The organism is Marinobacter sp. MA (assembly GCF_048298425.1).
GTDB classification, from domain to species: Bacteria; Pseudomonadota; Gammaproteobacteria; order Pseudomonadales; family Oleiphilaceae; genus Marinobacter; species Marinobacter salsuginis.
The window spans coordinates 563,038-577,637 of record NZ_CP103058.1 but is presented as its reverse complement, the minus strand read 5'-3'; the positions used below and the strand labels follow the sequence as shown (position 1 = coordinate 577,637).

At 59.2% G+C, this 14,600-nt stretch carries 16 protein-coding genes; 9 read left to right on the top strand and 7 right to left on the bottom strand.

The features are described from left to right. Position 1: 1 nt before the first annotated feature. The 3 genes from NUW46_RS02610 to rho form a co-directional block, all read right to left on the bottom strand. Positions 2-1,006 carry a 2Fe-2S iron-sulfur cluster-binding protein gene (locus NUW46_RS02610; protein ID WP_418141318.1) on the bottom strand — a complete coding sequence of 335 codons (1,005 nt, stop codon included), beginning with the start codon at positions 1,004-1,006 and terminating at the stop codon, positions 2-4. A 1-nt stretch (position 1,007) separates the two neighbouring features. Further along, a complete protein-coding gene (gene ubiD, locus NUW46_RS02605) occupies positions 1,008-2,495 on the bottom strand; it encodes a 4-hydroxy-3-polyprenylbenzoate decarboxylase (protein WP_291905725.1) in 1,488 nt (495 codons plus the stop codon). Positions 2,496-2,718: 223 nt separating this feature from the next. Further along, positions 2,719-3,981, bottom strand: a complete 1,263-nt coding sequence (gene rho / locus NUW46_RS02600) for a transcription termination factor Rho (protein WP_069184724.1) — start codon at positions 3,979-3,981, stop codon at positions 2,719-2,721. Between the two features lie 363 nt (positions 3,982-4,344). On the opposite strand from rho, the gene moaB reads away from it, so the two are divergent. From moaB to NUW46_RS02580, 4 genes are read left to right on the top strand one after another with little or no spacing between them, the layout of a single operon-like run. Continuing rightward, positions 4,345-4,917 carry a molybdenum cofactor biosynthesis protein B gene (gene moaB, locus NUW46_RS02595; RefSeq protein WP_418141317.1) on the top strand — a complete coding sequence of 191 codons (573 nt, stop codon included), beginning with the start codon at positions 4,345-4,347 and terminating at the stop codon, positions 4,915-4,917. A gap of 34 nt (positions 4,918-4,951) precedes the next feature. Further along, complete coding sequence (gene glp, locus NUW46_RS02590) at positions 4,952-6,166, top strand: gephyrin-like molybdotransferase Glp (protein ID WP_418141316.1); 1,215 nt, start codon at positions 4,952-4,954, stop codon at positions 6,164-6,166. Between the two features lie 2 nt (positions 6,167-6,168). Further along, positions 6,169-6,429, top strand: coding sequence for a MoaD/ThiS family protein (locus NUW46_RS02585; RefSeq protein WP_418141315.1), 261 nt, complete (start codon positions 6,169-6,171; stop codon positions 6,427-6,429). A gap of 1 nt (position 6,430) precedes the next feature. Continuing rightward, entirely contained in the window at positions 6,431-6,877 is a 447-nt protein-coding gene (locus tag NUW46_RS02580; RefSeq protein WP_418141314.1) for a molybdenum cofactor biosynthesis protein MoaE, read from the top strand. A gap of 64 nt (positions 6,878-6,941) precedes the next feature. Here the strand turns inward: NUW46_RS02580 and trxA are convergent, their stop codons facing one another. Further along, positions 6,942-7,268 (bottom strand): thioredoxin TrxA, encoded by a 327-nt coding sequence (gene trxA, locus NUW46_RS02575; protein ID WP_008169901.1) that lies wholly within the window; start codon positions 7,266-7,268, stop codon positions 6,942-6,944. Between the two features lie 291 nt (positions 7,269-7,559). Here trxA and ppx point away from each other — a divergent pair, with 291 nt between their 5' ends. Beyond that, complete coding sequence (gene ppx / locus NUW46_RS02570) at positions 7,560-9,086, top strand: exopolyphosphatase (RefSeq protein WP_305965686.1); 1,527 nt, start codon at positions 7,560-7,562, stop codon at positions 9,084-9,086. A 6-nt stretch (positions 9,087-9,092) separates the two neighbouring features. Here the strand turns inward: ppx and NUW46_RS02565 are convergent, their stop codons facing one another. After that, on the bottom strand, positions 9,093-11,045 hold the full coding sequence (locus tag NUW46_RS02565; RefSeq protein ID WP_305965685.1) for an ATP-binding cassette domain-containing protein: 1,953 nt from the start codon (positions 11,043-11,045) through the stop codon (positions 9,093-9,095). A 46-nt stretch (positions 11,046-11,091) separates the two neighbouring features. On the opposite strand from NUW46_RS02565, the gene NUW46_RS02560 reads away from it, so the two are divergent. The 3 genes from NUW46_RS02560 to NUW46_RS02550 all read left to right on the top strand — a co-directional run bounded on the left by NUW46_RS02560 (position 11,092) and on the right by NUW46_RS02550 (position 12,873). Beyond that, complete coding sequence (locus NUW46_RS02560; RefSeq protein ID WP_153634842.1) at positions 11,092-11,649, top strand: TIGR02444 family protein; 558 nt, start codon at positions 11,092-11,094, stop codon at positions 11,647-11,649. Continuing rightward, positions 11,646-12,032, top strand: coding sequence for a DUF4124 domain-containing protein (locus NUW46_RS02555; RefSeq protein ID WP_069184716.1), 387 nt, complete (start codon positions 11,646-11,648; stop codon positions 12,030-12,032). Before NUW46_RS02560 ends, NUW46_RS02555 begins: the two co-directional genes overlap by 4 nt. A 124-nt stretch (positions 12,033-12,156) precedes the next feature. Beyond that, positions 12,157-12,873 (top strand): FKBP-type peptidyl-prolyl cis-trans isomerase, encoded by a 717-nt coding sequence (locus NUW46_RS02550; RefSeq protein ID WP_136630855.1) that lies wholly within the window; start codon positions 12,157-12,159, stop codon positions 12,871-12,873. A 92-nt stretch (positions 12,874-12,965) separates the two neighbouring features. Here NUW46_RS02550 and NUW46_RS02545 read toward each other — a convergent pair whose 3' ends face one another. Together NUW46_RS02545 and NUW46_RS02540 are read right to left on the bottom strand one after the other, a co-directional pair. Beyond that, positions 12,966-13,445 carry an Rsd/AlgQ family anti-sigma factor gene (locus tag NUW46_RS02545; RefSeq protein WP_069184714.1) on the bottom strand — a complete coding sequence of 160 codons (480 nt, stop codon included), beginning with the start codon at positions 13,443-13,445 and terminating at the stop codon, positions 12,966-12,968. A gap of 100 nt (positions 13,446-13,545) precedes the next feature. After that, a complete protein-coding gene (locus NUW46_RS02540; protein WP_194839004.1) occupies positions 13,546-14,052 on the bottom strand; it encodes a disulfide bond formation protein B in 507 nt (168 codons plus the stop codon). A gap of 93 nt (positions 14,053-14,145) precedes the next feature. Here NUW46_RS02540 and NUW46_RS02535 point away from each other — a divergent pair, with 93 nt between their 5' ends. Then, the gene (locus tag NUW46_RS02535; protein ID WP_069184712.1) at positions 14,146-14,595 is read left to right on the top strand and encodes a flagellar basal body-associated FliL family protein; all 450 of its coding nucleotides are present in this window, start codon (positions 14,146-14,148) and stop codon (positions 14,593-14,595) included. The last annotated feature ends 5 nt before the right edge of the window (positions 14,596-14,600 follow it).

The following is a 14,600-nucleotide window of genomic DNA, read 5'->3' as shown; positions in this document are numbered from 1 at the left end:
TTCAGGTCCTTGGCGCGTATTCCAGCACGTCAGAGAAGAACGCCTCTTCAGGCAGACCCGCCTCCACCAGCGCATCCATCAGGGTGTACACCATGGTGGGCGAACCGCTGGCATGCACTTCCACATTGTTCCAGTCCATTCCGGAAGCCAGAACAGCCCGAACCAGCTGGTCGTGATGGCCTGCCCAATCGTTGTCTTCATCGTCCCCTACCACCGGCAGGAACGTGAAACGGGGCCACTCCTCCTGCCACTGCTGTGCCAGGGCGCGAAGGTACATATCCTCGTGCCGGCGCACTCCCCAGTAGAGCTTGACCGGCTGATCGTAGGACGTTTCCCGCAGGTAATCCACCAGGCTTTTCATCTGGGCAAAACCGGTACCCGCGGCCACCAGCAGCAAAGGTTTCGTTGGCGCCGAAGCCAGGCATGCCTTGCCGTGGGGGAGTTCCACCGTCACTTCACCGCCTGACGTCAGGGCATCAATGACTTTCTGTGCCGACACCCACTCCGGGGTCGCCTGAATGTGCAATTCGATGTTCTGGGCCGATGGGCTGCTGGCGATGGAAAAGTAGCAGGGGTCGGCATCCGGTAGATTGACCGACAGATACTGCCCGGCGTGAAACGACAGTTCCCGACGCCGCGGGAGCTGCAGCTCAACGCGATAGACATCGTGACTGATGGAACGTACGTCCACGACCTTTGCCTGAAACTTGCCAGGCTGATTGTTTCCAGCTGCCATAACGGCGGATATCTCCAGTTCCAGGTCCGTGAGCGCGACGCTTCGGCACATCATCAAGCGCTCGCCGACCTCTATAATCTGTTGGTTTCGGGTATTCAGTACGCTGCCGGCCAGCAATCGGGCCTCGCAGATTTCACATACCCCATTGCGGCAGGCCGCCGGCACTGCAATGCCAGCCTGCGCGGCAGCGCTGAGCAAATCTGCCTCCGGTGCTGCGGTGAAAGCGATACCAGAGGGCAAAATCCGCACTGCCCTGTGTTCACTGCCCATATCAGTCGGGGCGGGATGCCGGACTTTCAATGCCCAGGGTATCCCACAACTCATCGACGCGCTTTTTGACGTCATCCGTCATGGTGATGGGCTCACCCCATTCACGGGTTGTCTCACCGGGCCACTTGTTGGTGGCATCCATCCCCATCTTGGAACCCAGGCCGGAGACCGGCGAGGCAAAATCCAGGTAATCGATGGGCGTGTTGTCCACCAGGGTGGTATCACGGGTGGGATCCATCCGGGTGGTAATCGCCCAAATCACGTCTTCCCAGTTACGGGCATCCACATCGTCATCTGTGACAATCACAAACTTGGTGTACATGAACTGCCTCAGGAACGACCATACGCCCATCATCACCCGTTTGGCATGGCCGGGGTACTGTTTCTTCATGGTCACCACTGCAAGACGGTAGGAACAGCCCTCCGGTGGCAGGTAAAAATCCACGATTTCCGGGAACTGCTTCTGCAGAATCGGAATAAACACCTCGTTCAGAGCCACCCCGAGAATTGCCGGCTCATCCGGCGGGCGACCGGTATAGGTGCTGTGATAGATCGGATCCCTGCGATGGGTGACCCGTTCTACGGTGAATACCGGGAAGTGGTCCACTTCGTTGTAATAACCGGTGTGATCGCCAAACGGCCCTTCCGGCGCCATGTCGTCCGGATAGATGAAACCTTCCAGCACAATCTCCGCGCTGGCTGGCACCTGCAGATCGCTCAGTCCTGCCTTCACCAGTTCAGTCCGGCTGCCGCGAAGCAGCCCGGCAAACGCATACTCTGACAGAGTATCGGGCACCGGAGTTACCGCGCCCAGAATGGTCGCCGGGTCGGCCCCGAGGGCCACGGCAACCGGATAGGGCTGCCCCGGATTGGCCTTCTGGAATTCCTGGAAATCCAGGGCGCCGCCGCGATGGCTCAGCCAGCGCATGATCAGACGGTTGCGGCCGATGACCTGCTGCCGATAGATGCCCAGATTCTGGCGTTCTTTATGGGGCCCACGGGTAATCACCAGTGGCCAGGTCACAAGGGGGCCGGCATCGCCGGGCCAACAGTGCTGAACCGGAATCTGGTACAGGTCCACCTGGTCTTTCTCGATCACCACGTCCTGACAGGGCGCAGACCGCAGCACCTTCGGACTCATGCGCATCACCTGCCGGAACAGCGGCAATTTTTCGATGGCATCGCGGAAACCCTTGGGAGGATCCGGTTCCTTGAGAAACGCCAGCAGCTTACCGATATCCCGAAGTGCTGTGACGTTATCCTGCCCCATGCCCAGCGCCACCCGTTTCGGTGTTCCGAACAGGTTGGCCAGCACCGGCATGTCATAGCCCTTGGGATTCTCAAACAACAACGCAGGACCACCTGCCCGCAGGGTGCGGTCGCAGATTTCGGTCATTTCCAGGTGGGGATCGACCTCAACGCTGATCCGTTTCAGCTCGCCCAGCTTCTCCAACTGGTCAATGAAGTCTCGCAGGTCGTTGTATTTCATCAGGTACTCCGTTCAGATATGCCAGTACTACGGAGGTCTTTGTTCGCTGGACTGCTTTTTCGGAGTTAGAACAAGGTGGGGACCTGCTTTCCCAGACACGCCGTGAACCCATCCCTGGGGGCTTGGTCTTGCCATCCATGGCAAGACACAGTCTGGGAAAGCAGGTCCCCATCTCGTTCAGCAGATCACCAGTTATTCGCAAGGCGCTCTGACAGGGGAGACATCAACGACGCTTCATGGACTGGAAGAACTCGTCGTTGGTCTTGGTGTCCTTGAGCTTGTCCAGCAGGAACTCGATGGCCGCGGTGTCGTCGTCCATGGAGTGCAGGAGCTTGCGCAGGATCCAGACCCGCTGGATATCCGCCTCGCTCATAAGCAAATCCTCGCGGCGGGTGCCGGAGCTGCGGATGTTGATAGCCGGATAAGTCCGCTTCTCGGCAATCTTGCGATCCAGGTGGATCTCCATGTTGCCGGTGCCCTTGAACTCCTCGTAGATCACCTCGTCCATCTTGGAACCGGTGTTGACCAGCGCCGTGGCGAGAATAGTCAGACTTCCGCCTTCCTCTACGTTACGGGCCGCACCGAAGAAGCGCTTGGGCTTTTCCAGGGCGTGGGCGTCAACACCACCGGTCAGGACCTTGCCAGATGACGGGATTACCGTGTTGTAGGCACGAGCCAGGCGGGTGATGGAATCCAGCAGGATGACCACGTCTTTCTTGTGCTCGACCAGACGCTTGGCTTTTTCAATCACCATTTCGGCCACCTGAACGTGACGGGCCGGCGGCTCGTCGAAGGTGGAGGCGATGACTTCGCCGCGCACGGTGCGCTGCATCTCGGTCACTTCCTCGGGCCGCTCATCAATCAGCAGCACCATCACGTGGCACTCGGGGTTGTTGCGTGTGATGGACTGGGCGATGCTCTGCATCAGCAGCGTCTTACCGGCCTTGGGCGGAGACACGATCAGGCCGCGCTGGCCTTTACCGATCGGCGCCACCAGATCCAGTACTCGGGAGGAGAGGTCCTCGGTGCTGCCATTACCGGCCTCGAGCTTCAGGCGCTCGTCCGGAAACAGCGGCGTGAGGTTCTCGAAGAGAATCTTGCTGCGGGCGTTGTCCGGCTTGTCGAAATTGATCTCGCTGACCTTCAGCAAGGCAAAATAGCGCTCGCCGTCTTTGGGCGGGCGAATCTTGCCGGCAACCGTATCGCCTGTGCGCAGGTTGAAACGGCGGATCTGGCTCGGAGACACGTAGATGTCGTCAGGTCCTGCCAGGTAGGAGGCATCGGCGGAACGGAGGAAGCCGAAGCCGTCCTGCAGAATTTCCAGTACGCCGTCGCCGTAGATGTCTTCGCCGCTTTTTGCGTGCTTCTTCAGAATGGTGAAGATCACATCCTGTTTGCGCGAACGAGCCAGGTTATCGAGGCCCATCTCTTGCGCAATATCGAGCAATTCGGGCACGGATTTCTGCTTGAGTTCAGTAAGATTCATAGTTTGTTGGATTTTCAGGAATGGAAGTAAACGAATATTGGAATGACAGGGGTGCCCCTGAACGTATTGATCGTAGTAAAACGCTGAACTTGGTGCTGGCCAGTTGGAGCAACCGGTGTAGATGGAGTCCGGAATAAGGTACTTTAGCCAGAGAGTGGGAACAACCGTTCGCCGGGCAAGAGCGATCATCGGCCACCTGACTGGCGAATGTCAAGTGCACTGCACAAATTAACGGCAATTTCACGCCAAACCGGCCACAACAGGCCTTTGGCGCCTCCCCCTGATGGGTTACTCCCTTCCATTGAAAGGCTGTGATGGCGATACTGGCGTATAACCACTTTTCAATGAATCTGGAGCCCTTCCATGAGCAGTGTACCCAGCACCGAGATGAAACCCCTTAACATTGCCCTGCTGACCGTGTCCGATACTCGTGGGCCTGAACAGGACACCTCCGGGCAGTTTCTGGAGGACAGCGTGGTCGAGACCGGCCACAACCTGGTGGCGCGCCGAATCCTGCCTGACGATGTGTATCTGGTGCGGGCATTGATATCGAACTGGATCGCCGATTCCCAGGTGCATGTGGTGATCATTACCGGTGGCACCGGCCTGCTTGAACGGGACAGTACGCCGGAGGCCGTCAGGCCATTGCTGGACAAAACCGTCGAAGGCTTTGGCGAGGAATTCCGTCGTCTCTCTGCCGCCGAGATCGGATCTTCTACCGTGCAATCGCGGGCGATGGCGGGAATGGCTAATCATACGGTTATTTTCTGCCTGCCCGGCTCGACCGGTGCCTGCCGCACCGGCTGGGAAGGCATTCTTCTCAGTCAACTGGACAGCCGTCACACACCGTGCAATTTTTCCGGGCTCGTGTCGCGCAAACCCGAGAAGCCCATGGAGCGACTCAACGAAGTGATTGGACAGCGCGCCAAGCGCTGAGGCGAGAAGACATACCGACCGGAGCTCAGATTTGATGGCCAACCCAAACCTCACGCCCCTGGAAGATGCCCTGGAACACCTGTTGTCGAAAGCGCCGGTGGTTGCGCAAACTGAAACCGTCGCCCTGGCCGATGCCCTGGGCCGGGTACTTGCAGAAAACCACTATGTTCCAGCGGACGTTCCGCCGGCGGACAACAGTGCCGTGGACGGCTACGCCTTGCGCAAGCAGGACCTGAGTGGCGACCAACCCGTACCCGTGTCGGCACGGATTCCGGCTGGTGCAGCGCCAACCGCCCTTGCACCCGGCACCGCCGCGCGAATTTTCACCGGTTCGGAGATTCCCGAAGGGGCAGACTCGGTGGTGATGCAGGAACGGGTCGAGGTGACCGATGCCGGCATCGTTGTGCAGGCGGAGGTGGAAGAGGGCCAGAATATACGTCGCCGAGGCCAGGATCTGGCACGAGGAGACCTTGCGCTGGCAAAAGGTACAAAGGTGCGCCCCAATGAGATGGGTCTGCTGGCCTCCATGGGCGTTGGCCGGGTCGATGTTCTGGCGCGGCTGAGAGTCGCCATTCTGTCCACCGGCGACGAGCTTGTAGACCCCGGAACGCCCCTCGGGCCGGGACAGATCTACAACAGTAACCGCTTCACCCTGATGGGACTGCTTGCCGAGGCCGGCTGCGAGGTGGTGTTGTGCGAGACCCTGAAAGACAAACGCGAGGCGACCCGGGAAACGCTGCTGCGTGCGGCGGAGTCGGCCGATCTGATCATCACCAGTGGGGGCGTGTCCGTTGGTGAAGAAGACCATGTGCGCGCGGTGCTGGAGGAATCCGGCGGCCTGTCACTCTGGAAGATGGCGATCAAGCCCGGCAAACCCGTGGCTTTTGGTGCGATCGGCGGCACGCCCGTACTTGGGTTGCCCGGCAATCCCGGATCTGTGCTGGTCACTTTCCTGATGGTGGGCATGCCCTACATACGGAAACGCCAGGGCCGCAGCCCCAAACCTCTCTCGGGCGAGCGGATACCGGCAGACTTTTCCGTCTCGTCGCCGTCGGTGCGCCGGGAGTTTGTCCGGGCCCGGAAAGAAATCCGGGGATCGGAGCCTGTGGTTGCCGCCTTCCCCAATCAGAGCTCCGGTATCCTGAGCTCTACCTGCTGGGCAGATGGTCTGGCCGTAGTGCCCGAAAACACCACGGTGAACCCCGGCGACCTGCTAACCTACTATTCGTTTGCGGAACTGTTGAGCTGAGCATGAGTGATAACACGATTACGGTGCGTTTTTTTGCCCGCCTGCGCGAGGAACTGAAAACTGAACAGTTGGCCATCGAAGCCAGGCCGGGCCTGACAGCCGGCGATGTGCTGGCAGCGCTGGCGAATCAGGGCGGGGCCTGGAGCCAGTTACAGGGCGACCAGCCGGTGATGATTGCGATCAACCAGGCCATGGCGAAGCCGGGCTCTGAGGTCAAACCCGGTGATGAACTGGCCTTCTTCCCGCCGGTAACCGGAGGTTGAGATGATTTCGGTCCAGTCTGAGGATTTTGATGTAGCCGCCGAATACGCCGCGCTCCGTGACAGCGGTGCCGGCACCGGTGCCATTGCCACCTTTACCGGCCTGGTTCGCGACAGAGGTGACCTGCAGGGCGTCACGGGGCTCTATCTTGAGCACTACCCCGGCATGACCGAACAGGTCATTCAGGGGCTTATCGATGACGCCTCGAAACGCTGGGACGTGCGCAAGGCCCGCGTGATCCACCGGGTGGGGCGACTGGCGTTGTGCGACCAGATTGTCTTTGTCGGCGTGTGCAGCGCTCACCGCGGGGACGCGTTCGCAGCCTGCCAGTTCATCATGGACGCCCTGAAAACATCAGCGCCGTTCTGGAAAAAAGAGATTACTTCAGGCGGAGAACACTGGGTGGAACAGAAAGACTCGGATTTGGCGCGATCCCGGGACTGGGAGTAAGTGCCATAAAAAAACCGCCCGTGAGCCTTGGCTCAGGGGCGGTTTTCTGGTGACCCGACGGCAATCAGAGATTGCTGTCCAGGAAGGCCGCCAGCTGGGACTTGGAAAGGGCGCCGACTTTGGTGGCGTCCACATTGCCGTTCTTGAACAGCATCAGAGTAGGGATACCGCGGATGTTGAACTTCGGCGGGGTCTGCTCGTTTTCGTCAATGTTGAGCTTGCAGACTTTCAGTTTGCCGTCGTATTCGTCGGCAATCTCTTCAAGCACCGGCGCAATCATCTTGCAGGGACCGCACCACTCAGCCCAGTAGTCCACCAGTACGGGAACGTCTGACTGTAGTACATCCTGCTCAAAAGAAGCGTCGGTTACATTTACGATATTTCCGCTCATTACCTTTTCCTGATTCATGCACTACTGCTGCACAACGGTATTTTCTTCCGGGATAACCATACCGGGGCACAGGTGCTGTTGACTGTCGTTGAAGGCCGCCCGGTGTTGCAAGCAGCCTTTCACCCAAATCACGGTAAGACATACTTTACGCGATTGATCAGCCGGATGTGAAGCGGTAAGAAACGATCCGCGCCTGACCCTGGTCAAATACGCGGTTTTCCGGTTACTGACAGCCCTGAGGGATTTCGCTTATAGTACCTCGCACGTTCACCTTAAAAGGATTCCGACCACGTGACGGCCGCATCCACCGCCGAAAACGCTGCCGCCTCACCCGAGGTACTGGCAGCCATCGACATGGGCTCGAACAGCTTCCACATGGTGGTTGCCCGACTAGTGCATGGGGAAATCCGGACCCTCGAAAAGATGGGTGAAAAGGTTCAGCTCGGGGCCGGGCTGGATCAGTACAACCGGCTCACGGAAGAGGCTCAGGAGCGAGCCCTGGCGTGCCTCGGACGCTTCGCACAACGGCTCAAGGGCATGCCACCGGAGGCGGTACAGATTGTGGGTACCAACGCGCTTCGCGTCGCCCGAAACGCCCATCAGTTCATGACCCGGGCCGAAGAGGTCCTCGGTTATCCGGTGGAGATCATTGCCGGTCGCGAAGAAGCACGCCTGATTTACCTGGGCGTTTCCCACACACTGTCTGACGATATCGGCCGCCGACTGGTGATCGACATTGGCGGTGGCAGCACCGAATTCATCATCGGGCAACGGTTCGAACCCCAGGAGCTTGAAAGCCTGCACATGGGCTGCGTGTCATTCCGCAACCGGTACTTCCCGGACGGAAAGATCACCAAGCGGCAGATGGACAAGGCCGTGACCCATGCCGAACAGGAGCTGCTCAACATCCGACAGCACTACCGTTCGGTGGGCTGGCAGAGTGCGGTGGGCTCGTCCGGTTCGATCAAGGCCATTGCCAGCGTCCTGGCGACCCTGAAAATCACTGACGGCACCATTACGCTCGCGGCCATGCAGGAGCTTCGCAAGCGGCTGGTGGATATGGGTAAGACGGAAAAACTGGGAGACCTGGGTGTACGCTCGGACCGCCAGAGCATTTTCCCGGCGGGATTTGCCATACTGATGGGGGCATTCCAGTCTCTTGGCATCCGGGATATGGCGTTCGCCGACGGAGCACTGCGGGAAGGCCTGCTCTACGACATTGTCGGGCGCATCCAGCATGAGGACGTCCGGGAGCGGACCATATCCGCGCTACAGGAGCGTTACCATGTGGACCAGGAACACGGTGCCGCCGTTGAGGAAACCGCCGTCGCCGCCTGGCAGCAGGTGGCCGACGCCTGGGGGCTGAACACGGCGGCCGATGAAGAGGTCCTGCGCTGGGCCTGCCGCCTGCATGAAATCGGGTTGACCATCTCCCACAGCCAGTATCACAAGCACGGCGCCTACCTGTTGCGCTACTCGGACCTGCCCGGTTTCACCCAACAGTTCCAGCGGGATCTGGCCACCCTGGTGCGTGGCCACCGACGCAAGTTCGCTTCGGCTATCTTCGAAGGCCTGGACCCGGAAGACATCGCAAGGCTGCGCTACCTGTGCGTATTGGTCCGTCTGGCCGTTCTGATCCAACACCCGCGCAATATGGAACTACCTCCGGCCTTTACCCTGACCGCTCACAAGGACAAGCTGGTGCTGGAGTTTCCGGAGGGCTGGCTCGACGACAGGCCACTGACCCTGGCCGACCTGGAGAACGAGCGAGACTACCTTGCCAAACAGGATTTTGTCCTGGAGCTGAACGGCGGCTGACGGCATTCAGCCAGCCAGCTCCGCCTCCAGGGATTCCACCTCTTCACTGACTTCAAGCCACTGGGCCTCCACTTCTTCCAGGCGTGCGGTTGCATTGGCCTGCTCGCCCAGCAGCTCTTTCAGGCGCGCCTTGCCGCCGTCGTCATACAGAGCCGGATCGGACAGTTGCTCCTCCAGAGCCGACAGCGTTTGCTGAAGCTGCTCCATTTCCTTTTCCAGGGCACCCTGCTTCTTGCGATAGGGACTCAGTTTCTGGCGCAGGGCCGCCTCTGCCCGCTTGCGGGCCTTTCGATCCTCGGCGCTCTCTCCCACTGCCCCCACTGCCTCGGAGGCCTCCTCGGCAGTCTGCTGACCGGCAGGTATTCGTTTCGGTGCTTCGGTGTCGTCTTTCCGGCGGTCCGCCAACCAGCGCTCATAGTCCTCCAGATCGCCCTGGTATTCGGTCACCCGGCCATCATTGACCAGCCAGAACTCGTCCACCGTGTTTCTCAGCAAATGGCGATCGTGTGAAACCACCACAATGGCGCCTTCAAAGTTCTGCAGCGCCATGGTCAGGGCCTGGCGCATTTCCAGATCCAGGTGGTTGGTCGGTTCGTCAAGCAGGAGGAGGTTCGGTTTCTGCCAGGCAATCACAGCCAGCGCCACCCTGGCCTTTTCACCGCCGGAGAACGAGCGGATGGCACTCAGGGCCTCATCGCCATGGAAATCGAAACCGCCAAGAAAGTTCCGGATACTCTGCTCTGACGCCTTTGGCGACAGCCGCTGCAGGTGCAGGAAAGGGCTGGCATCAAGATCCAGCGACTCCAGCTGATGCTGGGCAAAGTAACCAATGGCCAGATGTTCGCCACAGGTGCGATCCCCGGATAACAAGGTACCCTCACCCCGAAGCGCATCCATCAACGTGGATTTGCCGGCGCCATTGGGACCCAGCAGGCCAATCCGGCTGCCGGGCAACAAGGTCAGATTGATACCATCGAGGACCGGGGTATTACCGTGGCCGGCCTTGCCATTGCGTATCGACAACAGCGGGTTGGAGACCTTTTCCGCCACTGGAAACTCGAAGCTGAAGGGCGAATCAATATGAGCTGGGGCGATGCGCTCCATCCGCTCCAGCGCCTTGACCCGGCTCTGAGCCTGGCGGGCCTTGGTGGCCTTGGCCTTGAACCGGTCTATGAAACGCTGGATTTCGGCAATTCTGGCCTGTTGGCGTTCGAAACCGGCCTGCTGCTGGGCAAGACGTTCACTGCGCTGGCCTTCAAAGGCTGAGTAATTACCCGTATACAACTCCAGCTTGCGCCGATCGAAATGCACCACATGGGTGGCAACCCGATCCATGAAATCACGGTCGTGAGAGATGAACAGCAAGGTGCCGGGGTAGCGACGCAGCCAGTTCTCCAGCCACAGGCAGGCATCAAGATCCAGGTGGTTGGTAGGCTCATCCAGAAGCAACAGATCGGACGGCCGCATCAGGGCCTGCGCCAGATTCAACCGGATCCGCCAGCCACCGGAAAATGCCGACACCGGTCGGTCGGCGTCCTCGTCAGAGAAGCCCAACCCACGCAGCAACGCCTCCGCCCGGCGTGCTGCAGACCAGGCCTCGTGCACATCGAGCTCTCCGTGTATGCGGGCAATGGCATGGTCATCCCCGGCCGTTTCCGCCCTGGCAAGCTCGGCTTCCAGGCGGCGCAGATCCAGATCGCCATCCAGGACAAAATCCCGGGCACTCCGGTCGGTTGCCTCGACTTCCTGTGCCATGTGGGCAATGCGGCAACCACCGGGCAGTGAGACTGTTCCCTGCTCCGGGGCCAACTGGCCCAGCAAGAGCTGGAAAAGACTGGACTTGCCGGCACCATTGGCACCGACGATCGCGACACGCTGTCCGGGCTGCACGGTGAGGTCGACGGATTCTAGCAACCAGACGCCACCCCGTTGTAAACTGAGATCGGTTATCGTTAACATGTTTTCATTTTATCAACGTATAGTGTTCAGGGAAGGCACAGCGCCTATGTCGGTCGGCTCGGCTACCATCCCGGATTTTTCGACATCGCCGCTTGAGTTGCCGGAAGACCTGGAGCCGGAGAACCCGCTCTGGCGATTTGCATTGGCGTTCTGGAAATACCCGGACGTTCAGACCAGCTGCCTGGCGCTTCAGGATCAGGGCTGGAGCGTAACGCGCATTCTCAGTGCGGCCTGGCTGGCTCTCTCTGAAAGGGCCTTCACCGGGGTCGAGGACGCTACGGTAACAGAGTGGCGCGACCGTGTAACCGGTGCGCTGCGCAGGGCGAGGAAGTCACTGCCCCGAGACGCCGACAATTGTCAGAAGCTCCGAACCGGCATCGCCAGCCTGGAGCTTGAAGCCGAACAGATCGAACTGGCCTTGAGCTGGCGAACGCTAATGACCAACAACCCGGAACACAATGACATGCAGGGACGCGACACGCTGATCATATCCAATCTCGTTGCGGCGGCACCGACATCACCGGTTGATGACAGTGCCAGGCTCCTGCTGAATACACTGGCCGACACCCTGGCCCACTTTCCCAAGGGAGACCACCAGCCATGATCATGAAATGGCTAATACGGCTCTCGTTTCCGGCTCTCGGATTACTGTTATTGCTGATTTTCTTCGGCCTGAACGATCCGGAGCAGGTCTCCGAACCAGTGGCCGAAGAGGAACAACCGGAAATTCCTGCTTTCGAGGGTCTGGTACCCTCACCGATTCCCACCGAGGGCCCCGAGATCGTGTTCAAATGGCAGGACACCGATGGCAACTGGCACTATGCTGACCAGCCGCCGGAACAGGGCCGCTGGAACACCCTCGCCATTGAGCGGCGCGACAAGGCTTTCCCGCGCCTCCAATCCCCGGAGCCGGAAACAGACTGGCGATCCCCCTATAGCGCCCCTTTCTCTCTGGGACCATCCGCCGCCGGAACCAACGGCAGCTGAGCTGACGCGTACGGTTTCTTAACACATGTTCAGTGGCATCTGGCGCCGGAACCCGTTACCTTCTGCGTTCTGATAAACACATCGCGGGGCCACGCCCCGAGCACCGACGTTAAAGGATAATGCAATGAAGAAAACACTCCTTGCACTGGCAGTGACCGGCCTTGTTGCCGGCTGTTCCACACCGCCCGAAGCCCCGGAACAACCGAAACTGGATTCAACGGACCAGAAGGTCAGCTATGGCATGGGCCTGGTTCTGGGTGAGCGCATGGGCAACGACCTGCCGAACCTGCAGATGGACCAGTTCCTTCAGGGCATCCAGCATGGCCACGCCGGCGACGAGGAAGCCAAGCGCATGAGCCGCGAGGAAATCCAGCAGGCTCTGATGACCTATCAGCAGCAGCTGCAGGAAGAACAGGGCAAGCAGATGGAAGAACTGGCCCAGAAGAATCTTGAAGCGGGTGAGGCCTTCCTGGCAGAAAATGCCGAGCGTGAAGGCGTGGAAACCACCGAGTCCGGCCTCCAGTACGAGATCCTTGAACAGGGTGACGGCGAAAAGCCCGCAGCGACCGATACGGTTCAGGTGCACTACACCGGCGAACTGTTGTCTGGCGAAGTGTTTGACAGCTCCCGCGAGCGTGGTGAGCCAGTTACGTTCGCCCTGAACCAGGTCATTCCCGGCTGGACCGAGGGTCTTCAGCTGATGAACGAGGGTGCCCGCTACAAGCTCTACATTCCATCAGATCTGGCTTACGGTCCGGGCGGCAACCGGGCGATCGGTCCCAACGAAACCCTGGTATTCGATGTCGAGCTGCTGGAGATCAACCCGGGCTCAGGAGACTAAGTTCCGGACTGGCAGCGGTCAGTTCTGGCCCTGCCACAAAAAAGCCCCAGACCGGCATGACCGGCTGGGGCTTTTTTAGATTCCGAGATTTCTCAGGCAGAGGCTACTTTGCCGGCATGGGCATTGTGAAGGTGCTCGATCAGGAAATCCTCCATCTCGAACCGGGTCTCCAGGGTTTCACCCAGCTTCGACAGCTCGCCAAACAACTCTTTGACATCTTCTTCCGACAAGTCCCGGCCATCCAGACGGTCGTTGAAGTTAAGGGCCACCTCGGTGGTCTGCTCAATCCGGGGGTAAACTTTGGCAGCCAGTTCGAGGCCACCATCGTTGAATTCCCTGGCTTCACGGACCAGCTGCTCATAAATTTCGAAGTGGCCGGTGGAGACATAATCCACCAACACTTCACACAGGCGCACAAACTTCTCTTTCAGCGCTTCTGTCTGAGAGAAGTCATTTTCCCCGGACAGGTCGCAGTAATGCACCAACAGCTCCTGACGCTCCTTGAGCCAGCGATCAATCAGTTCGCTGACGCCACCCCAGCGCTCCCTGGCATTTCGGCAATTTTCCAACATGACGCCTGTTCTCCGCTTGTCTTCGGTACTTCTGTGTCGGTTTTGATTTTTATTAGGTTTGGATCAAGTTACCCCATGGCTGCGGTCGCCCGCAACCGTTTCAGCCCCGAATCCATTCCCGGGCTTTTTGCCGGCGAAACATCAACACCAGACCAGTGATGACCAGCAGTGAGAAAAACACAGCCGTCCAGCCGGGGATACTCAACCCCAGGAAGCGCCATACCACCTCGGCACAGTCCCCGGTACCCCGGAGAGCGGTAGACAGGACTTCAAACCAGGGCAGGACATCAAGCATGTAGTCAACGGAAGGGCCACAGGCAGGCACCTGGTCCGCCGGGAGACTCTGCAGCCACAATTGCCGCCCTGCGATACCCAGCCCGGCTCCGGAAGTCAGCACCAGAAGAAAGCCATAAATGCGAACACCGAACCCGGTGGGCCCCTGGAGGAAGGCCAGGAAACTAACCAAACCGGCACCCATGAAGCCAAAGCGCTGCAACCAGCATAGCGGGCAGGGCTCCAGGCCCATCACATGCTCCATATAGAACGCCACACCCAGAAGCGCGGCACAAACAAGGAAAACAAGCCCGAACACCCATCTGCTGGTCAAAAGAACACCTCGAATCGTGAATTGAAACTGCAAGCGGCCACGGGGCCTGCTATTCTCGTCACTTAACCCTAAACCACGACCAACTTCAAGCCTATGACACGCCAGCCAAAATCCGTTCTGACACTTCTGTTTCTGTTGTTTGCCATGATGCCCTTACCCGCCGTTTCCCAGGATGAGGAGAATACCGAGGAGGAAGTGGCTGAAGAGGAAAGCGGCGTTACCGATTACATCAGCATGGATCCACCGTTCGTGACCCACGTTGGCACTCCCGGTAGCAAGCCAACCTACCTGAAAGCTGCGGTGACACTAAGGGCCCGGAGTACCAGCGCACGGCCCGCCCTGGAAGCGCATATGCCACGGTTGAGACACGAACTGGTCATGCTGTTTGGTGAACAAACCGATACGGATCGTCTTACATCTATGGAAGGGCAGGAAGCGTTGCGCGAAGAAGCCAAACAGAGGATCAATGCGGTATTGGAGGAACAACAAACCGGCGAGAGCATAGCCGGTGTGCTGTTTACAGAATTCGTGGTGCAGAAGTAAGGCCG